This window comes from Streptomyces sp. TSRI0107 (genome assembly GCF_001905845.1).
Taxonomy (GTDB): Bacteria; Actinomycetota; Actinomycetes; order Streptomycetales; family Streptomycetaceae; genus Streptomyces.
Genome location: NZ_LIVZ01000003.1, coordinates 236070 through 260102, shown reverse-complemented (window position 1 = coordinate 260102; position 24033 = coordinate 236070). Strand labels below are relative to the sequence as shown.

2 protein-coding genes (1 of these 2 cut by a window edge) are annotated in these 24033 nt (G+C 76.0%); both read left to right on the top strand.

Going from position 1 to position 24033, the window contains the following annotated elements; translation table 11 throughout:
* Window positions 1–8401: the 3' portion of an SDR family NAD(P)-dependent oxidoreductase gene (locus tag AMK31_RS08180; protein WP_443333941.1), read on the top strand. It extends 7655 nt beyond the left edge of the window; only the last 8401 of its 16056 coding nucleotides appear in the window; its start codon lies beyond the left edge, outside the window; the stop codon is at window positions 8399–8401.
* Window positions 8398–24033, top strand: coding sequence for a type I polyketide synthase (locus AMK31_RS41410; RefSeq protein WP_107468552.1), 15636 nt, complete (start codon window positions 8398–8400; stop codon window positions 24031–24033). Before AMK31_RS08180 ends, AMK31_RS41410 begins: the two co-directional genes overlap by 4 nt.

The window sequence follows — 24033 nt, the reverse complement described above, 5'->3', positions numbered from 1 at the left end:
CGTCCGTTTCGCGGACGGGGTCAAGAGCCTGGCCGAGCAGGGTGTCCGCACGCTGATCGAGCTCGGCCCGGACGGTGTCCTCTCCGCCATGGGCCAGGACAGCATCGATGCGGCGCTCTTCGTGCCGACCCTGCGCGCCGACCGCCCCGAGGCGCACACGCTGACCTCGGCCCTCGCCCATGCCCACGCCCGCGGTGCCCGCGTCGACTGGGCGGCGTTCTTCGCGGGCCGCGGTGCGCGGCAGGTGGAGCTGCCGACGTATGCCTTCCAGCACCAGCGGTACTGGCTGGCCGGCGGTCGTTTCACGGGTGGTGCGGAGCTCGCCGGTCTCGGCGCGGCCGGGCACCCGCTGCTGAGCGCGGCGGTGGAACTGCCGGACACCGGTGGTGTGCTGTTCACCGGCAGGCTGTCGGCGGCGGAGCAGCCGTGGCTGGCGGACCATGCCGTGCTGGGCTCGGTCGTGCTGCCCGGTGCCACCCTGGTGGACCTGGCGGTGTGGGCGGGTGACCAGGTCGGTTGCGGCCGGGTCGCGGAGTTGACGTTCGAGACCGCGCTGGTCCTGCCGGAGCGGGGCACCGTACGGATCCAGGTGGCGGTCGGCGACGCGGACGAGACGGGGCGGCGTGCGCTGACCGTGTACTCGCGTCCTGCGGACGCCTCCGACGGCGGGTCCTGGACGCGGCACGCGGAGGGCCTGCTGGCCCCGGACACCTCGGCGTCTGCGACGGCGACGGCGATCACGGCCGAGGCGTCGGCCTGGCCGCCCGTGGACGCCGAGCCGGTGCCGGTGGAGGGGCTGTACGAGTCCCTCGCGGACCTGGGTCTGGCCTACGGGCCGGTCTTCCAGGGGCTGCGGGCCGCGTGGCGCCGGGGAGCGGAGGTGTTCGCCGAGGTCGCGCTGCCCGAGGGCATGGCGGACGAGGCCGGACGGTACGGGCTGCATCCGGCGCTGCTGGACGCGGCGCTGCACACCGTCGCCCTGGCGTCGCCGGCCGAGGAGGCCGGGCGGGCGCTGCTGCCGTTCTCCTGGACCGGGGTGAGCCTGCACGCGGCCGGCGCCACCGACGTACGGGTGCGGCTGGCTCCGGCCGGCGCCGACGCCTTCGCGCTGACGGTCACCGATCCCTCGGGCGAGCCGGTCGTCACGGCCGACGCGCTGACCGTACGGCCGGTGAGCGCCGAGCAGTTCGACACGGCACGCGGCACCGGGCACGACGGGTCGCTGTTGCGGACGGAGTGGACGGCGCTGACCGTACCGCCGTCGCCCGAGACCCTGGAGCCCGGCGCCTGGGCGGTGCTGGACGAGTCCGTCGGCGCGGCACTGAGCGCCGAGGGCATCGAGGCGTCGTCGTACCGGGACCTCGCCGAACTCGCGGCGCGGGACGGGCGGGTGCCGGACGTGGTCGTCGCGGCCGTGCCCGACCGCTCGGGCGCGCTGTCCGAGGACGGCATGCCGGGCGCCGTGCACGAGACGGCACGCTGGACCATGGACCTGGTGCGGGGCTGGCTGTCCGAGGAGCGGTTCGCGGGCTCGCGGCTGGTCCTGGCCACCCGTGGCGCCATGGCCGTCGAGGCGGGCGAGGAGGTGTCCGACCCGGCCGCTGCCGCCGCGTGGGGGCTGGTGCGTTCCGCGCAGTCGGAGCACCCGGAGCGGTTCGTGCTGGTCGACCTCGACCCCGCCACGGACTCCGGTGCGACGACGGCTGGGCTGTCAGCGGGACTGCCGGCGGTGCTCGCCTCCGGCGAGCCGCAGGCCGCGCTGCGGTCCGGTGCCGTACGCGTACCCCGGCTGACCCGCGACGTCTCCCCGGCCCCGGCCGCCGCCCCCGTGTGGGACGCCGAGGGCACGGTCCTCGTCACCGGGGGCACGGGCGCGCTCGGCGCGCTGGTCGCCCGGCACCTCGTCACCGAACACGGCGTACGGCACCTGCTGCTGACCAGCCGCCGAGGGCTGGACGCGCCGGGCGCGGCCGGCCTGCGGGACGAGCTGACCGCGCTGGGCGCCCGGGTGACCGTGGCGGCCTGCGACGTCGCCGACCGGGACGCGCTCGCCAGGACCCTGGCGGAGGTGCCGCCGGAGCATCCGCTGCGCGTGGTGGTGCACACCGCGGGCGTCCTCGACGACGGCGTGCTGGAGGCGCAGACGCCGGAGCGCCTCGCGCGCGTACTGCGTCCGAAGGCGGACGGCGCGTGGCATCTGCACGAGCTGACCCGCGACCTGGACCTGTCGGCGTTCGTGCTGTTCTCGTCCGTCGCCGGTGTGCTCGGCGGCCCCGGTCAGGCGAACTACGCCGCCGCGAACGCCTTCCTGGACGCGCTGGCCGCACACCGCCACGCCGCCGGGCTGCCCGCCCGGTCCCTGGCCTGGGGCCTGTGGGAGCAGCCGGACGGCATGGCCGGCGCACTCGACGCCGAGGACCTGGAGCGGCTGCGCCGCGCCGGGATGTCCCCGCTGTCCGCCGGGCGGGGCATGGCCCTGTTCGACGCGGCGGGCACGGCCGGCGAACCGGTTCTCGTGCCGCTGAGCCTCGACGCCTCCGCGCTGCCCGAGGCCGTCCCCGCGCTGCTGCGCGGCCTGGTCCGCAGGCCCGCCAGGAAGCGGGCGGGCACCGGCACGGCCACCTTGAAGGGACGCCTCGCGGCCCTCGGCGAGGCCGACCGCACCCGTGCGCTGCTGGACCTGGTCCGCACCGAGGTCGCGGCCGTGCTCGGCCACGCCTCCGGCGAGCAGATCGAGGCCGACCGGGCCTTCGGCGAGCTGGGCTTCGACTCCCTGACCGCCGTGGAACTCCGCAACCGTCTCACCGCGGCCACCGAACTCCGCCTGCCCGCGACCCTGATCTTCGACCACCCGACGCCGGCCGCGCTCGCCGACCGGCTCCGCGCCGAACTGCTGGGCGAGGACGACGACGCGGACACGGCGGCGACGACCGTGGCCGCGGCCGACGAGCCGATCGCGATCGTCGGCATGGCCTGCCGCTACCCCGGCGGCGTCATGTCACCGGAAGACCTGTGGCGGCTGGTGGCCGACGGCGGCGACGGCATCGGCGGCTTCCCCACCGACCGCGGCTGGGACCTGGAGAAGCTGTACGACCCGGACCCCGACCACCCCGGCACCTCGTACGTCCGCGAAGGCGGCTTCCTCTACGACGCGGCACGGTTCGACCCGGGTTTCTTCGGCGTCGTCCCCAGCGAGGCACTGGCCATGGACCCGCAGCACCGGCTGCTGCTGGAGACCTCCTGGGAGGCGTTCGAGCGCGCGGGCATCGACCCCGGCACCCTCAAGGGCAGCCGTACCGGCGTCTTCGCCGGAGTCATGTACCAGGACTACGCCTCCCAGGTCGGCGTCGTCCCCGAGGGCGTCGACGGCTACCTGGGCTCCGGCAACGCCGGCAGCATCGCCTCCGGGCGCGTCGCCTACACGTTCGGGCTGGAAGGCCCGGCCATGACCGTGGACACGGCGTGCTCGTCCTCGCTGGTCGCCCTGCACCTCGCCGCGCAGGCCCTGCGTTCGGGGGAGTGCACGCTGGCGCTGGCCGGCGGTGTCTCCGTGATGTCCACGCCGAGCACCTTCGTGGACTTCTCCCGCCAGCGCGGTCTCGCCGCCGACGGCCGGATCAAGTCCTTCGCGGACGCGGCGGACGGCACCGGCTGGGGCGAGGGCGCGGGCATGCTGCTGCTGGAGCGGCTGTCGGACGCGCGCCGCAACGGCCACCGCGTGCTGGCGGTGGTACGCGGCAGTGCGGTCAACCAGGACGGCGCGTCCAACGGCCTCACGGCGCCGAACGGCCCCTCGCAGCAGCGGGCGATCCGCCAGGCGCTGACGAACGCACGCCTGACGGCGGCGGACGTCGACGCGGTCGAGGCACACGGCACGGGCACCACCCTCGGCGACCCGATCGAGGCGCAGGCGCTCCTGGCGACCTACGGCCAGGACCGGTCGGAGGACCAGCCGCTGTGGCTGGGGTCCGTCAAGTCCAACATCGGGCACACGCAGGCCGCCGCCGGTGTCGCCGGTGTCATCAAGATGGTCATGGCGATGCGGCACGGAGTGCTGCCGCGCACCCTCCACGTGAACGAGCCGTCCCGCCAGGTCGACTGGACCGCGGGCGCGGTGGAGCTGCTGACCGAGGCCCGTCAGTGGCCGGAGACCGGGCGCGCGCGCCGCGCCGGCGTCTCCTCCTTCGGCCTCAGCGGCACCAACGCGCACGTGGTCCTGGAGCAGGTACCGCAGGACGAACCGGCCGACGTGCCCGGCAGCGTGTCGGTCGGCTCGCCGGTCGTGCCGTGGGTGCTCTCCGGGCGCACCGAGGCGGCCCTGCGGGCCCAGGCCCGGCGCCTGGCCGAGCACGTCCGCACCCGGCCCGACGAGTCCTCGGCCGATATCGGCCTGTCGCTCGCCACCTCCCGGGCAGCCCTGGAGCACCGGGCAGCGGTCGTCTCCGCCGAGCGGGACGAACTCCTCGCCGGGCTGGCCGCGTTGGCCGAGGGCGAGAGCGTTCCTGGGCTGGTGCGCGGGTCGGTCGGTGACGGCGGCCGGGTCGGGTTCCTGTTCACGGGGCAGGGATCGCAGCGGGTCGGGATGGGCCGTGAGCTGCATGCGGCGTTCCCGGTGTTCGCGGAGGCGTTCGACGCGGTGTGCGCGCGGTTCGACGCGGAGTTGGACCGGCCGCTGAAGGATGTGGTCTTCGAGGACGCGTCCGCGCTGGACCAGACCGTTTACACGCAGGCGGCGCTGTTCGCCCTCGAAGTGGCGCTGTTCCGGCTGCTGGAGTCGTGGGGCATTACGCCTGACGTCCTGCTCGGCCACTCCATCGGTGAACTGGCCGCCGCGCATGTGGCGGGGGTCTGGTCCCTGGAGGACGCGTGCACGCTGGTCGCGGCGCGCGGCCGTCTGATGCAGGCACTGCCGTCCGGCGGGGCGATGGTGGCCGTACAGGCCACGGAGGCCGAGGTCGCCGAGGCGCTGACCGGCGACGCCGTGTCGATCGCGGCCATCAACGGACCTCAGTCCGTGGTGATTTCGGGTGACGAGTCCGAAGTGCTGGAGATCGCTGCCCGTTTCGCCGAGCAGGGCCGCAAGACCAAGCGCCTGACGGTCTCCCACGCCTTCCACTCCCCGCGCATGGAGCCGATGCTGGCCGAGTTCCGCGCGGTCGCCGAGAAGCTGTCCTTCAACGCGCCGCGCATCCCCCTCGTCTCGAACCTGACCGGTACGACGGCCACCGCCGACGAGCTGTGCACCCCCGACTACTGGGTGCGCCACGTCCGTGAGGCGGTCCGTTTCGCGGACGGGGTCAGGACGCTGGACGAGCACGGCGTCCGCACGCTCGTCGAGCTGGGCCCGGACGGCGTCCTGTCCGCGATGGGCCAGGAGTCCGCCGACGCCCTCTTCGTGCCCGCCCTCCGCGCGGACCGCGCCGAGGCGCAGTCGGTGACCACGGCTCTCGCCCAGGCGCACGTCCGCGGAGTGCCCGTCGACTGGGCGGCGTTCCACGCCGGGCGTGGTGCCAGGACGGTCGACCTTCCCACCTACGCCTTCCAGCGCGAGCACTTCTGGCTGGGCGGCGGCCGGTCCGCCGGGGACGTCGAACTCGCAGGACTCGGGGCGGCGGACCATCCGCTGCTCGGTGCGGCGGTGGAACTGCCGGACACCGGTGGTCTGCTGTTCACCGGCCGGCTGTCGCTGGAGACGCACCCGTGGCTCGCCGACCACGCCGTGCTGGGCTCGGTGCTGCTGCCGGGCACGGCGTTCGTCGAGCTCGCCGTGCGGGCGGCGGACGCCTGCGGCTGCGACGAGGTCGCGGAACTGACCCTGGAGGCGCCGCTGATCCTGCCGGAGCGGGGCGGCGTACGGTTCCAGCTGCTGGTGAGCGGGCCCGCTGCGGCCGGGCGGCGCGAGTTCAGCGTGCACTCGCGGCCCGACGGGGCCGCCGACGAGCAGGTGTGGACCCGGCACGCGACCGGCGCGCTGGTCTCCGCCGGCGACGGCACGGTGCCGCCCGCCGAGCTGACCGTGTGGCCGCCGGCGGGCGCGACACCGCTGACCGTCGACACGTTCTACGACCGTGCCGCGCACGCCGGGTTCGGATACGGGCCGGCGTTCCAGGGGCTGCGGGCCGCCTGGCGGCTCGGCGACCGGTTGTTCGCGGAGATCGAGCCGGCCGCCGGTACGGGCACGGAGCCGTTCGCGCTGCATCCGGCGCTGCTGGACGCGGCCCTGCACACCGTGGGCCTGGCGGCGGACGGTGACGGGAGCGCGCGGCTGCCGTACGCCTGGTCCGGGGTCCGGCTGCACTCCGCCGGGGCCGGCGCCCTGCGGGTGCGGCTGACGGTCGCGGAGAACGACACGGTGACGCTGGACGTCGCCGACCGCGACGGGCTGCCGGTGGCCACGGTGGACTCCCTGACGCTGCGTCCGGTGACGGAGGAACAGCTCAGGGCGGCCCGCGGCGGTCACCGGGACGCGCTGTTCCGGCTCGCCTGGGCCGTGGTGCCCACCGGCACGGCACGGCCGTCTGCGTGCGCCGTGGTGGGCCCGGACGGGCTGGGCCTCGCCGACGCGCTGCGGGCGAGCGGCCTCGCCGTGTCCGCCCACTCGGAGGCCACGCCGGACGCCTTCGCCGACGGCGCCGGGATCGTGTTCTTCGACGGAGCGGGGGACCGGCAGGGCTCGGACACGCCCGGCGCGGTCGCCGCGGCCACCGGCGCCGCCCTGGCCGTCGTACAGCGATGGCTGGCCGACGAGCGGACGGCCGGCGCGCGACTGGCGCTGGTCACCCGGGGCGCGGTCAGCACCGGTGCGCCGGGCGAGGGGGCGCCGGACCCGGTGCAGGCGGCGGTCTGGGGCCTGGTCCGCTCCGCGCAGTCGGAGCACCCGGACCGGTTCGTCCTGCTGGACATCGACGAGGACGACGCCTCCCGGCGGCTGCTGGCGGCCTGCGCCGCCGGTGACGAGCCGCAGCTCGCGCTGCGAGCCGGGACGGCGTACGCGCCGCGACTGGAGCGCATGGCCGGCGTCGAGCCGGGCGAACCCGCCTGGGACGGCACCGGCACCGTGCTGGTGACCGGCGGGACCGGGGCGCTGGGCAAGCTGGTCGCCCGGCATCTGGTGGCCGAACACGGCGTACGGGACCTGCTGCTGACCAGTAGGCGGGGCGAGGCCGCGCCCGGTGCGGCGGAGCTGGTGGCCGAACTGGCGTCGGCCGGCGCGTCGGTGCGGGTGGCCGCAGTGGACACCGCGGACCGGGACGCCCTCGCGGCGCTGCTCGCGGAGATCCCCGCCGAGCGTCCGCTGACCGCCGTGGTGCACACGGCGGGCGTCCTGGACGACGGCGTGGTGTCCTCGCTGACCCCGGAGCGGCTGGCCGGGGTGCTGCGGCCCAAGGCGGACGGCGCCTGGTGGCTGCACGAGCTGACCCGCGACCTCGACCTGTCGGCGTTCGTGCTGTTCTCCTCCTCCGCCGGTGTCTTCGGCGGCGCCGGGCAGGCCGCCTACGCCGCGGCGAACTCCTTCCTGGACGCCCTCGCCCACCACCGCCGCGGTCAGGGCCTGGCCGCGACGTCCCTGGCCTGGGGGCTGTGGGAGCAGGGCGGCACCGGCATGGCCGGCGGCCTCGACGAGGCGGACCTCGCGCGGATCCGGCGCCTGGGCATGACCCCGCTGCCGGCCGCGGAGGGCCTGGCCCTGTTCGACCTCGCGCACGCCGCCGGTGAACCCACGCCCGTACCGGCCCGCCTGGACCTGGCCGGGCTGCGGGCCCGGGCCGCCCGGGGCGGCGCCGTACCCGCGCTGCTGCGGGGCCTCCTGCCCGCGCCGGCCCGTCCGGCCGCGCCGCAGGACGGCCCGGTGGCGTCGACCGGCCTCGTCCAGCAGCTGGCCGCGCTGTCGGACGGCGAGCGGGAACGCACCGTGCTCCAGTGGGTGCGCAAGGAGACCGAGGCGGTCCTCGGCCACCGAGCCCCCGCCGTCTTCGACCCCGAACGCGGCTTCATGGAGTCCGGGTTCGACTCGCTGACCGCCGTCGAACTGCGCACCCGGCTCGCCTCGCTCACCGGGCTCCAGCTGCCCGCCACGCTGCTCTTCGACTATCCGGCACCGCTCGAACTGGCCCGCCACCTGCAGGCCCTGCTCGCGCCCGCCCCGGCCGACGCGCCGTCGGTCGACGCGGAACTCGACCGGATCGAAGCCGCCCTCGCGCAGCTCGCCGACGACCAGGACGAACGGGCCCGCGTCGCCCTGCGCCTGGAGAGCCTGCTCTCCAAGCTGGGCGGCGGCCGCGGCGGGCCGACCGGCGACCCCGGACCCGCCCCCGGCGCGGTCAGCGTGGTCGACCGGCTCGAATCGGCGACCGACGACGAACTCTTCGACTTCGTCGACAAAGACCTCGGCCTCTCATGAGTCGCCAGGTGAACGAAACCCCACACCGTCCGCATGCCATGAGGAGCCAACGTCAAGTGGACAATGAGCAGAAGCTTCGGGACTACCTCAAGCGAGCCATCGCCGACCTGCACGAGACGCGGCAGCGGCTGCGCGAGGCCGAGTCCCACGAGCCGGAGCTCATCGCGATCGTGGGAATGAGCTGCCGGTACCCCGGCGGCGTGAACTCCCCGGACGACCTGTGGCGGCTCGTCGCCTCCGGCACCGACGCCGTCTCCGGCTTCCCGGACGACCGCGGCTGGGACCTCGACGCGCTGTTCGACCCCGACCCGGACAACCCCGGCACCTCCTACGTCCGGGAGGGCGGCTTCCTGCACGACGCCGCCCGCTTCGACGCCGCCTTCTTCGGCATCTCGCCGCGTGAGGCCGTGGCCATGGACCCGCAGCAGCGGCTGCTGCTGGAGAGCTCGTGGGAGGCGTTCGAACACGCCGGCATCGACCCCCGGACCGTGCGCGGCAGCCGCACCGGGGTGTTCGCCGGCGTCATGTACCACGACTACCTGGCCCGGCTGCACGACGTCCCCGAGGAGTTCGAGGGCTACCTCAGCCAGGGCAGCGCGGGCAGCATCGCATCCGGCCGGGTCGCCTACACGCTCGGCCTCGAAGGGCCGGCCGTCACCGTCGACACCGCCTGCTCCTCGTCCCTGGTGACCCTGCACCTGGCCGCCCAGGCGCTGCGCGAGGGCGAGTGCACCCTCGCGCTCGCCGGCGGCGTCACCGTGATGTCCTCGCCCAGCACCTTCCTGGAGTTCTCCCGGCAGCGCGGCCTGGCGGCCGACGGGCGCTGCAAGGCGTTCGCCGGCGCCGCCGACGGCACCGGCTGGGGCGAGGGCGTCGGCATGCTCCTGCTGGAGAAGCTGTCCGACGCCCGCCGCAACGGACACCCGGTGCTCGCCGTGGTCCGCGGCAGCGCGGTCAACCAGGACGGCGCCAGCAGCCGCCTCACCGCCCCCAACGGGCCCGCCCAGCAGCGGGTCATCCAGCAGGCGCTCGCCGGCGCCCGGCTGACCCCGGCCGACGTCGACGCCGTCGAGGCGCACGGCACCGGCACCACCCTGGGCGACCCGATCGAGGCGCAGGCCCTGCTCGCCACCTACGGCAGGCAGCGGCGGGACGGACAGCCGCTTCTGCTGGGCTCGGTCAAGTCCAACATCGGGCACACCCAGGCCGCCGCCGGAGTCGCCGGCGTCATCAAGATGGTGCAGGCCATACGGCACGGCGTGCTGCCCCGCACCCTGCACGTCGACGAACCCACCCCGCAGGTGGACTGGACGGCGGGCGCCGTCGAACTCCTCACCGAGAACACGCCGTGGCCGAACACCGGCAACCCGCGCCGCGCCGCCGTGTCCTCCTTCGGCGTCAGCGGCACCAACGCCCACGTCATCCTCGAACAGCCGGAACCCGCCGAACAGCCGGAACCCGCCGAGCGGCCCGCCCCCGAGGGCGACCCGCACGGCGCGCTGCCCTGGCTCCTGTCCGCCCGCACCCCGGCCGCCCTCACCGAGCAGGCCGCCCGGCTCGCCGCCCACCTGCGCGACCACGCCGCCCTGCGCCCCGTCGACGTCGGCCACTCCCTCGCCACCACCCGCGCCCTGTTCGAGCACCGCGCCGTCGCCGTGGGCACCGACCGCGACGGGCTGCTCGCCGCGCTCGACGGCCTCGCCGCGGGCACCGAGCCGGCCGGTGTGGTGCGCGGCACGGCCACCGGCGCCGACGACATCGTCTTCGTCTTCCCCGGCCAGGGCTCCCAGTGGGCCGGCATGGCCGTCGAACTCCTCGACACCTCCGAGGTGTTCGCCGCCCGCATGGGGGAGTGCGCGGCCGCCCTGGAACCCCACACCGACTGGTCGCTGCTCGACGTCGTCCGCGGTACGCCCGGCGCACCCTCCCTGGACCGGGTCGACGTGGTCCAGCCGGTGCTGTTCGCCGTGATGGTGTCCCTGGCCGCCCTCTGGGAGGCCCACGGGGTCAAGCCCACCGCCGTGGTCGGGCACTCCCAGGGCGAGATCGCCGCCGCCGCGGTGTCCGGCGCGCTCAGCCTGGCCGACGCCGCCCGCGTGGTCGCCCTGCGCAGCCAGGCCCTGACCGAGCTGTCCGGCAAGGGCGGCATGGTGTCGGTGGCACTGCCCGTCGCCGAAGTCGAACAGCGGCTCAGCCGCTGGGCGGACCGGCTGTCCGTCGCCGCGATCAACGGCCCCGCCTCCGTCGTCGTCTCCGGCGACCCGCGGGCACTGGACGAACTCATCGCCTCGTGCGAAGCCGACGAGATCCGCGCCCGCCGCGTCTCCGTCGACTACGCCTCCCACTCCGCCCACGTCGAGGCCATCGAGGAACGGCTGCTCGCGGCCCTCGCGCCGATCGCGCCGCGCACCGCCGACGTGACGTTCTGCTCCACGGTGACCGGCGAGCCCGTCGACACCGCCGGCCTCGACGCCGCCTACTGGTACCGCAACCTGCGCCGCACGGTCCGCTTCGAGGACGCGGTCCGCACCCTGTCGCAGCGTGGCCGCGCGGTTTTCATCGAGGTCAGCCCGCACCCCGTGCTGACCATGGGCATGCAGGAGGTGCTGACCGGCGTCGACGGCGCGGCCTTCGCCCTGGGCACCCTGCGCCGCGGCGAGGGCGGCCTCGAACGCTTCCTCGTCTCCCTCGCCGAGGCCCACACCCAGGGCGTCGGCGTCGACTGGCGGCCCGTGTTCGAGGGCCACGCCGCCCGGCGCGTGGACCTGCCCACCTACGCCTTCCAGCGCGAGCACTACTGGCTGCGGGGCGCCGGCCGGCCCGGCGACACCGCCGGCCTCGGCCTCGGCCCGGCCGACCACCCGCTGCTCGGCGCGGCGGTCACCCTCGCCGACGGCAACGGCTTCCTGCTGACCGGACGGCTCTCCCTGTCCACCCACCCCTGGCTCGCCGACCACGCGGTCGCGGGCACCGTCGTCCTGCCCGGCACCGCGTTCGTGGAACTCGCGGTCAGCGCCGGCGACCAGGTCGGCTGCGGCGGCGTCACCGAACTCACGCTGCACGCGCCGCTCGTGCTCACCGAATCCACGCCGGTGGACCTCCAGCTGCTGGTCGGCGCGCCCGACCCGGAGGGACACCGCCGGCTGAGCGTGCACGCCCGGCCCGCGGGCGCCGCCGCCGACGAGCCGTGGACCCTGCACGCCGAAGGCGTCCTCGCCGACACCGCCGCACCGGCCCCGCACGACCCGGCCGCCTGGCCCCCGCCGGGCGCGCGGCCGGTCCCGCTCGACGACCTCTACCCGCGCCTGGCCGACGCCGGCCTGCGGTACGGCCCGCTGTTCCAGGGCCTGCGCGGCGTCTGGCGGGACGGCGACACCCTGGCCGCCGAGGTGGCCCTGCCCGAGGGCACCGAGGCCGACGCCGAGCGGTACGGGCTGCACCCCGCGCTCCTGGACGCCGCCCTGCACGCCATCGCCGCAGCGGACTTCCTCCCGGCGGACGCGGACTCCGCCGGAGTGCGGCTGCCGTTCACCTGGACCGGCGTCAGCCTGCACGCCGCGGGCGCGCCGGCGCTGCGGGTACGGCTGACCCGGCTCGGCACGGACGCCGTGTCCCTCACCGTCACCGACGTCACCGGCGCACCCGTCGCCACCGTCGAGTCCCTCACCCTGCGCCCCGTGGCCCCGGAGACCCTGGGCACCGCCGGCGACCGGCTGCGCGGCTCCATGTTCCGCCTGGACTGGACGCCGGCCACGCCGCCCGCGCCCACCGAGCCGGCGGCCACGTCGTACGCGGTACTGGGCGACCGCTTCGCCCTGCCGGAACGACTGGGCGTCCCGGTCCGCTCGTACGACGACCCGGACGGTACGAGTCTCCTGGCCGCTCCCGTCACCGACGGTACGACCGCCTCGGACGTACTGCTCGCCCCCGTGCCCGACTGCGGCACCGGCGCCGACGCCGTCCACCGTGCCGCGCGGTGGGCGCTCGCGCTGCTGCGGTCCTGGACCGAGGCGGAGCGGACGGCCGCCTCGCGGCTGGTCCTCGTCACCCGCGGCGCGGTGACCGCCGTACCGGGGGACGCCGTGCCGGACCCGGCGGCCGCCGCCGTATGGGGCCTGGTGCGTTCCGCGCAGGCCGAGCACCCGGACCGGTTCGTCCTGCTGGACCTCGACGAGCACGCCGCGTCGCCCGCCGCGGTCCCGGCCGCGATCGCCACCGGTGAACCGCAGCTCGCGGTACGCGCCGGCACCGCCCTCGCGGCCCGCCTCACCCGCGCCACCGCACCGGCTGAGCCCACCGCCCGCCCCGCCTTCACCGCGGACGGCACGGTCCTCGTCACCGGCGGCACCGGAGCGCTGGGCAAGCTGGTCGCCCGGCACCTGGTCACCGAACACGGGGTGCGCGGCCTGCTGCTGACCAGCCGCCGGGGCGAGGCCGCGCCGGGCGCCGCCGAACTCGTCGCCGAACTGACCGGGCTGGGCGCCTCCGTGCGGGTCGCCGCCGTGGACGTGGCCGACCGGGACGCGCTGGCCGAGGCGCTGGCCGCGATACCGGCCGACCGCCCCCTGACCGGCGTCGTGCACACCGCGGGCGTCCTCGACGACGGCGTCCTCGCCTCCCTCACCCCCGAGCGGCTGACCGGCGTACTGCGTCCGAAGACGGACGGCGCGTGGCATCTGCACGAGCTGACCCGCGACCTGGACCTGACGGCGTTCGTGCTGTTCTCCTCCGCCGCGGGCCTGCTCGGCGCCGCCGGACAGGCGGGCTACGCCGCCGCGAACGCCGCCCTGGACGCCCTGGCGGAACACCGCCGCGCGGCCGGGCTGCCCGCCCAGTCGCTGGCCTGGGGCCTGTGGGACGAGGGCGGCTCCGACATGGTCGGCGGCCTCGACGGCACCGACCTCGCCCGCATCCGGCGCCGCGGCATGACCCCCATCACCGCCGCCGAGGGCATGGCGCTGCTCGACCTGGCCGGCGCGTGGGGCGACCCCGTCCTCGCGCCGATGCACCTGGACCCGGCCCGCCTGCCCGCCACCGAGGAGCCGCCGCACCTGCTGCGCGCACTGGTGCGCCGCCCCGCCCGCCGCGCGGCGGCCCGCGCCGCACAGCCGGACGGCACCCTGCCGGAGGCGGTCCGGCGGCTGGCCGGGCTGTCCCCGGCCGAACGCGCCCGCGCCCTGGAGGACCTGGTCCACACCCACGTCGCGGCGGTCCTCGGCCATGTCTCCCCGGCGACCATCGAACCGGGCCAGGCGTTCAAGGACCTCGGGTTCGACTCGCTGACCGCGGTGGAACTCCGCAACCGGCTCAGCACCGCGACCGGCCTGCGCCTGCCCCCCACCCTCGCCTTCGACTACCCCAGCCCGCGCAGCCTGGCCCGGCACCTGGACGCCGAACTGCTCGGCGCGGACGGCGAGACCACCGCACCGGCGGCCGCCGCGCACACCGACGAGCCGATCGCGATCGTCGCCATGGCCTGCCGCTTCCCCGGCGGCGTCCGGTCCCCGGAGGACCTGTGGCGGCTCGTCGAGAGCGGCACGGAGGGCATCGGCGCGTTCCCCGCCGACCGCGGCTGGGACCTGGAGCGGCTGCTGCGGGACGCCGGCCCCGACAAGCCCGGCACCTCCGCCACCTCCGAGGGCGGATTCCTCTACGACGCCGGCGACTTCGACCCCGCGCTGTTCGGCATCTCGCCGCGCGAGGCGGGCATCATGGACCCGCAGCAGCGCCTGCTGCTGGAGACCTCCTGGGAGACCTTCGAACGCGCCGGCATCGACACGGCCACCCTGAAGGGCAGCCGGACCGGCGTCTTCGCCGGCGTCATGTACCAGGGCTACGACACCCGGATCGCCGCCGCCGTCGACGGCGACGAGGGCTACCTCGGCACCGGCAACTCGATCAGCGCCGCCTCCGGCCGCGTCGCCTACACCTTCGGGCTCGAAGGACCCGCGGTGACCGTCGACACGGCCTGCTCGTCATCGCTGGTCGCCCTGCACCTGGCCGCGCAGGCGCTGCGGCAGGGCGAGTGCGAACTGGCGCTGGCCGGCGGTGTCACCGTGATGGCCACGCCCGTCACGTTCGTGGAGTTCTCCCGGCAGCGCGGCCTCGCCGCCGACGGACGCGTCAAGGCGTTCGCGGACGGCGCCGACGGCACCGGCCTCGCCGAGGGCGTGGGCCTGCTGCTCCTGGAGCGGCTGTCGGACGCCCGGCGCAACGGGCACCGCGTGCTGGCCGTCGTCAAGGGCAGCGCCGTCAACCAGGACGGCGCGTCCAACGGCCTCACCGCGCCCAACGGGCCCGCGCAGCAGCGGGTCATCCGGCAGGCGCTCGGCAGCGCCCGCCTCACGCCCGCCGACGTCGACGCGGTGGAGGCGCACGGCACGGGCACGACGCTGGGCGACCCGATCGAGGCGCAGGCACTGCTGGCGACCTACGGCCAGGACCGGGAACAGCCCCTTCTGCTGGGCTCGGTGAAGTCCAACATCGGGCACACCCAGGCCGCCGCGGGCGCCGCCGGCGTCATCAAGATGGTGATGGCGATGCGGCACGGAGTGCTGCCGCCCACCCTGCACGTCGACGAGCCGACCCGGCAGGTCGACTGGTCCGCCGGGGCCGTGGAACTGCTCACCGAGGCCCGGGACTGGCCGGCCCTCGACCGCCCGCGCCGCGCCGGCGTCTCCTCCTTCGGCATCAGCGGCACCAACGCGCACGTCGTCCTGGAGCAGGCCCCCGACGAGCCCGTCACCGTCCCCGACGAGCCGGCCACCGCCCCGGACGACGACACGCACGGCCCGGCGGAGACGCTGCCGTGGCTGCTGTCCGCCCGCACCGGGACGGCCCTCGCGGCGCAGGCGCGGAAGCTCCACGCCCACCTGCGGGCCCACCCCGGTGCCCGCCCCGCCGACGTCGGCCTGTCCCTCGCGGTGACCCGCACGGCCCTGGAGCACCGGGCGGCGATCGTCGCCGAGGACCGCGAGGACCTGCTCGCCGGGCTGGCCGCGCTGGCCGCCGGACGGACCGCGCCCGGCGTCCGGCGAGGCGTGGCCGGCGGCCACGGCCGTGTCGGCTTCCTGTTCACCGGGCAGGGCGCCCAGCGCGTCGGCGCGGGCCGCGAACTGTACGCCGCCTTCCCCGCGTTCGCGCGGGCCCTCGACGCGGTGTGCGAGCGTTTCGAGGGCCGCCTGGACCGCCCGCTGAAGGAGGTCCTGTTCGACGACGCCACCGCCCTCGACCAGACCCAGTACACCCAGGCCGCCCTGTTCGCCCTGGAAGTCGCCCTGTACCGGCTGGTCGAGTCCTGGGGCGTCACGCCGGACTGGCTGGCGGGTCACTCCATCGGCGAACTGTCCGCCGCCCACGTGGCGGGCGTGCTGTCCCTGGACGACGCGTGCGCGCTGGTCGCCGCCCGCGGCCGGCTGATGCAGGCGCTGCCCGCCGGCGGTGCGATGGTCGCCGTCCAGGCAGGCGAGGAGGAGGTCACCGCCGCGCTGGCCGGGCGCACCGACCGCGCGTCGGTCGCCGCCGTCAACGGACCGGCCGCCACCGTCGTCTCGGGCGACGAGGACGTCGTCCTGGAGATCGCCGCCGAATTCGCCCGCCAGGGCCGCAAGACCCGACGGCTGACGGTGTCGCACGCCTTCCACTCGCCGCGCATGGAACCGATGCTCGCCGAGTTCCGCGAGATCGCCGCCGGCCTGACGTTCCACCCGCCGCGGATCGGACTGGTGTCCGACGTGACGGGGGAGCCCGCCACGTCCGAGGACCTGTGCTCACCCGACTACTGGGTGCGCCAGGTGCGGCAGCCGGTCCGGTTCGCCGACGCGGTCCGCGCCCTCGCCGGCCAGGGCGTCACCACCCTGATCGAACTGGGCCCGGACGGCGTGCTGTCCGCCATGGCCCAGGAGACGCTGAACGAGGACGCCCCCGCCGACCGGCCCGACACGGCCTGCCTGCCCGTCCTGCGGGACGGCCGCCCGGAGGCACACACCCTGGTCACCGCGCTGGCCGACGCGCACACCCGGGGCGTACCCGTGGACTGGGCGCGCTTCTTCGCGGACCGCGACGCCCGGCCGGTGGAACTGCCCACCTACGCCTTCCAGCACGAGCGCTACTGGCCGCAGGCCCCGGCGGCCCCCTCCGCCGCCGAGCCCGCCGCCGACCCGGCGGACGCCGCGTTCTGGGACGCCGTCGAACGCACCGACCTGACGGCCCTCGCCGACACCCTGGAGGTCGGCGCGGAACAGCGGACCTCGCTCGGCGAAGTGCTGCCCGCCCTGTCCGCCTGGCGGCAGCGACGCCGTACCGACGCCACCGCGGACGCCTGGCGCTACCGCGTCACCTGGCGGCCCACGGCCGAACCCGCCGCCCCCCTGACCGGCGGACGCTGGCTGGTGATCGTCCCCGAAGGCGCGCCCGCGCCCCGGTGGACCACCGCCGCCACCGACGCCCTGCGCGCCCACGGAGCCCGCACCGACCTCGTCGAGGCCGGCCCGGACGGCCGTACCGCGCTGGCCGAGCGGCTGGCCGGACACGGCGAACCGGTCGACGGCGTGCTGTCGCTGCTCGCCGCCGACGCCGAGCACGGCGCCACGCGCACCGTCGAACTCATCCAGGCGCTGGGCGACACCGGCACCACCGCGCCCCTGTGGTGCCTGACGGCCGGCGCGGTCTCCGTGGACCGCGCCGACCGCCCCGCCCACCCCGAACAGGCCCGGATCTGGGGCCTCGGCCGGGTGGCCGCGCTGGAGCACCCGGACCGCTGGGGCGGCCTCGTCGACCTCCCCGAGGAACCCGACGAGCGGACCGCCACCCGTCTCGCCGGCCTGCTCGCGGGCGGCGGCGACGAGAGCGAACTCGCCGTGCGCGCCACGGGCGTGTTCGTACGACGCCTGGTCCGCGCCCACCGCCCGACCCGGCCCGCGACACCGCCCCGCCCGTCCGGCACGGTCCTGGTGACCGGCGGCACCGGCGCCCTGGGCGCCGAGGTCGCCCGCTGGCTCGCCCGCAACGGCGCCGAGCACCTGCTGCTCACCAGCCGGCGCGGCCCCGACGCCGAGGGCGCCACCGAACTCCGCGACGAACTGACCGGCCTCGGCGCCGAAGTCACCCTCGCGGCCTGCGACGTCGCCGACCGCGACGCGCTCGCCGAGCTGCTGGCCGGCATCCCCGCCGACCAGCCGCTGACCGCCGTCGTGCACGCGGCGGGCGTCCTGGACGACGGGGTCCTCGACGGGCTCACACCCGACCGGTTCACCGCCGTCCTGCGCGCCAAGGCCGACGGAGCGCGGAACCTGCACGAGCTGACCCGCGACCTGGACCTGTCGGCGTTCGTGCTGTTCTCCTCCCTCGCCGGAGTCGTCGGCAGCGCCGGACAGGCCAACTACGCCGCCGCCAACGCCCACCTGGACGCCCTCGCCGAACAGCGAGCGGCCGACGGCCTGCCCGCCGTCTCCCTCGCCTGGGGCGCCTGGGCGGACGCCGGGATGGCCGGGGCCGAGGACACCGCGCACCGCCTCGCCCGCGGCGGCGTGACCCCCATGGACCCCGAAGCCGCCCTCGTCGCCCTGGCCCGCGGCTGGCAGCACGACACCGCCTGCACCGTCGTCGCCGACATCGACTGGGACCGCTTCACCGCCCACCTCGCCCACCCCCGGCAGCGCACCCTCCTCGCCGACCTCCCCGAGGCCCGCCAGGACACCGCGACGCCGGCCGGCACCCCGGCGAGCGGCGCCGACGACCTCGTACGGCGTCTCATGGCGCTGCCCGCCGACGAGCGGCCACGGCTGGTCCGGGACCTGGTCCTCGACCAGGTCGCGGCCGTCCTCGGACACCGCGCGCAGGGCGCCGTCCCGGCCCGCACCGCCTTCCGCGACCTCGGCTTCGACTCGCTGAGCGCCCTCGAACTGCGCAACGCGCTGACCGCCGCCACCGGCCTCACCCTGTCCGCGACCCTCGTCTTCGACCACCCCACCCCCCGCGAGCTGGCCGCCCACCTGACCGCCGAACTCCTCGGCGCCGCACAGGCGGACGAGACCGGCACGGGCACCGGCGTACCGCACGACGAGCCGCTGGCGATCGTCGCGATGAGCTGCCGCTTCCCCGGCGGAGCGAACTCGCCCGAGCAGCTGTGGCGGCTGCTGCGCGACGGCGTCGACACGGTCGGCGAGTTCCCCGCCGACCGCGGCTGGGACCTGGAGAAGCTGTACGACCCCGACCCGGACAGCCCCGGCACCAGCTATGTCCGCGAAGGCGGATTCCTCACCGGGGCCGCCGACTTCGACGCCGGGTTCTTCGGCATCAGCCCGCGTGAGGCGCTGGCCATGGACCCGCAGCAGCGGCTGCTCCTGGAGACCTCCTGGGAGGCCTTCGAGCGGGCGGGCATCGACCCCGACGCCCTGCACGGCAGCCTGACCGGCGTCTACGTCGGCACCAACGGCCAGGACTACGCCTCCGTGCTGTTGAACTCCGCCGAGGACCTCGCGGGATACCTGGCCACCGGCAACTCCGCCAGCGTGGTGTCCGGCCGGCTCGCCTACACCTTCGGCCTGGAAGGCCCCACGGTCACCGTCGACACCGCCTGCTCGTCCTCGCTGGTCGCCCTGCACCTCGCCGCGCAGGCGCTGCGCTCGGGGGAGTGCTCCCTGGCCCTGGCCGGCGGTGTCACCGTGATGAGCACACCCGGCCCCTTCACCGAGTTCTCCCGCCAGCGCGGCCTGGCCCGCGACGGCCGCGTGAAGGCCTTCGCCGCCGGGGCCGACGGGACTGGCTGGGGTGAGGGCGTGGGCATGCTGCTGGTGGAGCGGCTGTCTGACGCCCAGCGCAACGGGCATCCCGTGCTGGCGGTGCTGCGGGGCAGTGCGGTCAACCAGGACGGCGCGTCGAACGGTCTGACCGCGCCGAACGGTCCGTCGCAGCAGCGGGTGATCCGTCAGGCACTCGCCAACGCGCGGCTGACGACGGCGGATGTGGACGTCGTGGAGGCGCACGGTACGGGTACGACGCTGGGCGACCCCATCGAGGCGCAGGCGCTGCTCGCCACGTACGGCCAGGGCCGGTCGGAGGACCGGCCGTTGTGGCTGGGTTCGGTGAAGTCGAACATCGGGCACACGCAGGCCGCCGCGGGTGTCGCGGGCGTCATCAAGATGGTGATGGCGATGCGGCATGGTGAGCTGCCTCGCACGCTGCACGTGGACGAGCCGTCCCCGCACGTCGACTGGGCCACCGGTGCCGTATCGCTGCTGACGGAGAACGTCCAGTGGCCGGAAGGCGACCGGCCCCGCCGCGCGGGCGTCTCCTCCTTCGGCATGAGCGGCACCAACGCGCACGTGATCCTGGAGCAGGCCCCCACCGGCCAGGAGCCGGCGGAACCCGGCACCGACGTGCGGGCCGGCGGCACGGTCCTGCCGTGGCCCCTGTCCGCGAAGACCCCCGACGCGCTGCGCGAGCAGGCCGCCCGGCTGCGTGCCCACCTGGACGCCCACCCGGACGCCGACCCGGCGGACATCGGACACGCCCTCGCCACCGCCCGCGCCGCGTTCCCGCACCGGGCCGTGCTGCTGGCCGCCGACCGGGACGGCTTCCGCCGCGTCCTGACCGCCTTGGCCCAGGGCGACGGCGACCCCGCCGTCGTCGAGGGAACCGTCTCCGCCGAGGGCCGGACCGTGTTCGTGTTCCCCGGCCAGGGTTCCCAGTGGGTCGGCATGGCGACGGAACTCCTCGACGCGTCCCCGGTGTTCGCCGAGCGGTTCGCCGCCTGCGCGAGCGCCATCGAGGCACACGTCGACTGGTCGCCGTACGACGTGCTGCGCGGCGCGCCCGACGCGCCCCCGCTGGAGCGGGTGGACGTCGTGCAGCCGCTGCTGTTCGCCGTCATGGTGTCGCTGGCCGAGCTGTGGCGGGCCCACGGCGTGCACCCCGCCGCGGTCGTCGGCCACTCCCAGGGCGAGATCGCCGCGGCCTGCGTCGCGGGCGCCCTGTCCCTGCCTGACGCCGCCCGGGTCGTCACCCTGCGCAGCAAGGCGCTCGGCGCGCTCGCCGGCCGCGGCGGCATGCTCTCCGTCGCACTGCCGCTGGACGAGCTGACGGCCCGTCTGGAGCCCTTCGGCGGGCGGCTGTCGGTCGCCGCCGTCAACGGCCCCGGCTCGATCGTCGTCTCCGGCGAACCGGACGCGCTGGACCGGCTGACGGCCGACTGCGCGGCCGAGGAGATACGCGCCCGCCGCATCCCCGTGGACTACGCCAGCCACTCCGCCCAGGTCGAGGCCATCCGCGACGAACTCCTCGCCGAGCTGGCCCCGATCACCCCGCGCACCGGCGAGGTGCCCTTCCTGTCGACGGTCACCGGCGACTGGCTGGACACCGAACGGCTCGACGCCGAGTACTGGTACACCAACCTGCGGCAGCCGGTACGCCTCGACGAGGCCACCCGGCGGCTCGTGGAGGCGGACTTCGCCCTGTTCGTCGAGGCGAGCCCGCACCCCGTGCTGACCGTCGGACTCCAGGACAGCTTCGACGCGCTCGGCAGCGACGCCGTCGCCGTCGGCTCCCTGCGCCGCGACGAGGGCGGACCCGACCGCTTCCTGCGGTCGCTGGCCGAGGCCCAGACGCGGGGCGCCACCCCGGACTGGGACGCCGTGTTCGCGGGCCGCCCGGGCCGGCGCGTCGACCTGCCGACCTACCCGTTCCGGCGCCGGCGCTACTGGCCGCAGGCCGCCCCCGCCGCGCTGGGCGACGTGGCCGGACTCGGCCTCGGCACCACCGGCCACCCGCTGCTGGGCGCCGCCCTCGAACTGCCCGGCTCCGACCAGCTCGTGCTCACCGGCCGCCTCTCCCTGGACAGCCACCCGTGGCTGGCCGACCACCTGGTACTGGGCTCCGCGCTGCTGCCCGGCACGGCGTTCGTCGAACTCGCCCTGGGCGCCGGCCGCCAGGCCGGGTGCGAACTCGTGGAGGAACTGACCCTGGAGGCACCGCTGGTGGTGCCCGAGCGGGGCGCGGTCGTGCTGCGGCTGACCGTCGCAGCCCCGGACGAGTCGGGACGCCGGACCCTGACCCTGCACTCCCGGCCCGACGGAGCCGACCCCGACACCCCGTGGACCCGGCACGCCGAAGGCACCCTGCTCACCGCCGCCGGGCCCCGGCCCGACACCACGGGCGGCGCCTGGCCGCCCGCCGGGGCCGAACCCGTGGACATCGACGGCTTCCACGAACGGCTCGCCGACACCGGCGTGGTCTACGGACCCGCCTTCCAGGGCCTGCGCGCCGTCTGGCGAAGCACCCCCGCCGACCCGACCGCCCACCCGGAGATCCACGCCGAGGTCGAACTGCCCGACGGCAGCCGCGCCGACGGCTTCACCCTGCACCCCGTCCTCCTCGACGGCGCCCTCCAGGCAGCCGCCGCCCACGCGCTGAGCGGCGCGCCGGACGGCGAACCCCGGGCGACCCGCCCGTTCTCCTGGCGCGGCATCCGCGTCCACACCCAGGGCAGCACCGGCCCGCTGCGGGTCACCCTCGCCACGGCCGGCCCCGACACCCTGTCGGTGCGCGTGACGGACACCGCCGGAAGCCCGGTGGCCGAGGTCGACGCGGTGATCTCCCGGCCGGTCTCCCTCGCCCAGCTCCCCGGCACGGCGACCGGCGACGCGCTGTTCCGGCTCGACTGGAAGACACTCGCCCCGCACACCGAAACGGCCCAGGCCCCCCACGCCTTGGCCCTGCTCGGCGCGCCCGACCCGGCGCTGACCGACGCCCTCGGCACGGCCGGCACCACCCTCGCGGCCCACCCGGACCTGGCCGCCCTCACCGCGGCCGCCGACAGCGGCACACCCGTGCCCCCGGTCGTCGTCGCCCCGATCCCGGCGCACCCGGCCGGCGTCACCGACCCGGCCGAAGCGGCCCGCACGACCACCCGCCGGGCCCTGGAACTGCTCCAGGCCTGGCTGGCCGACCCGCGGCTCGCCGACTCCAAGCTGGTCGTGCTCACCGGCTCGGCCGTCTCCACCGGCCCCGGCGACGACGTCCCCGGCCTGGCGAGCGCCCCCGTGTGGGGTCTGACGCGCTCGGCGCAGTCGGAGAACCCCGACCGGTTCCTGCTCATCGACACCGACGGCCGGCAGGACTCCCACCGGGCCCTGCCGCGCGCCCTCGCCGCCGCCCTCGCCCAGGACGAGACCCAACTCGCCCTGCGTGCCGGGAAGACGCTGGTGCCCCGCCTGACCCGGGCGGACACCGCCGAAACCGGAACCCCGGCCGGGACCGGCACGCCCGCCGCGCTCGACCCCGACGGCACCGTCCTCGTCACCGGCGCCACCGGCGGCCTCGGCAAGCTCCTGGCCCACCACCTGGTCACCGAACACAAGGTCCGCCACCTGGTCCTGGCCTCCCGGCGTGGCCCGGCCGGCGACGGCATGCCCGAACTCGCCTCGGAACTCGGCGGACTCGGCGCCCAGGTCACCCTGGCCGCCTGCGACATCGCCGACCGCGACGCACTCGGCCGCCTCCTCGCCGGCATCCCCACCGCCCACCCGCTCACCGCCGTGATCCACACGGCCGGCGTCACCGAGGACGGTGTGATCGACACGCTGACCCCGGACGGGCTGGACCGGGTGCTGCGCCCGAAGGTCGACGCGGTGCTCAACCTGCACGAACTGACCCGCGACCTGGACCTGGCCGCGTTCGTCCTCTACTCCTCCTTCTCCGGCACCCTCGGCAGCCCCGGCATGGCCAACTACGCCGCCGCCAACGCCTTCCTGGACGCCTTCGCCCGGCACCGCGCGGCCCACGGGCTGCCCGCGACGTCACTGGCCTGGGGCATGTGGGCGCAGAGCGACGGCATGGGCGGCCGCCTCGACGACGTCGACCGCACCCGCATGGCACGCGGCGGAGTCACCCCCATGCCCGCCGAGTTCGGCCTCGCCCTGTTCGACGCCGCCCTCCAGCGGACCGAAGCGGTCCTCGTGCCGGCGCGCCTCGAACCCGGCACCCTGCGCCGGCAGGCCCAGGCCGCCGGAGCGCCGATCCCCGCCGTGCTGCGCGACCTGGTCCGCGGCCCCGCCCGGCCGCTGCCCGAGCAGACCCCGACCGGTACCGGCACCCTGCGCGAACGCCTCGAGGCAGCGCCGGAGAAGGAACGGGAACGCCTCGTCCTGGACGTCGTACGGACCCACGTCGCCACCGTCCTCGGCCACAGCGGACCGGAGGCGGTCGGTCCCGGCCAGACCTTCAAGGAGTCCGGCTTCGACTCCCTGACCGCCGTCGAACTGCGCAACCGCCTGAACGCCGCCACCGGCCGACGGCTGCCCGCCACCTTGGTGTTCGACTTCCCGACCCCGGCCGCACTGGCCCGCCACCTGCTGGCGGAACTCGCGCCCGCGCCCGCGGCACCGGCCGTCCCCCTCCTGGAGGACATCGGAAAACTGGAGTCCGCGCTGTCCGCCCTCACCCCCGACGCACTCGCCGGGACGGACCTGGACGACGCCGCCCTGGACGACATCACGGCACGACTCCAGTCCCTGCTCGCCACCTGGCGCGACACCCGGGCCGAGGCGCTGGGCGACACCGCCCCGCACGAACTCGACTCGGCCTCGGACGACGACATCTTCGACTACATCGACAAGAAATTCGGAAAAGGGTGA

What these genes read in the sequence shown, in the direction of transcription:
- AMK31_RS41410 (WP_107468552.1), top strand. Translation starts at nt 8,398, where the DNA reads ATGAGTCGCCAGGTGAACGAAACCCCACACCGTCCGCATGCCATGAGG.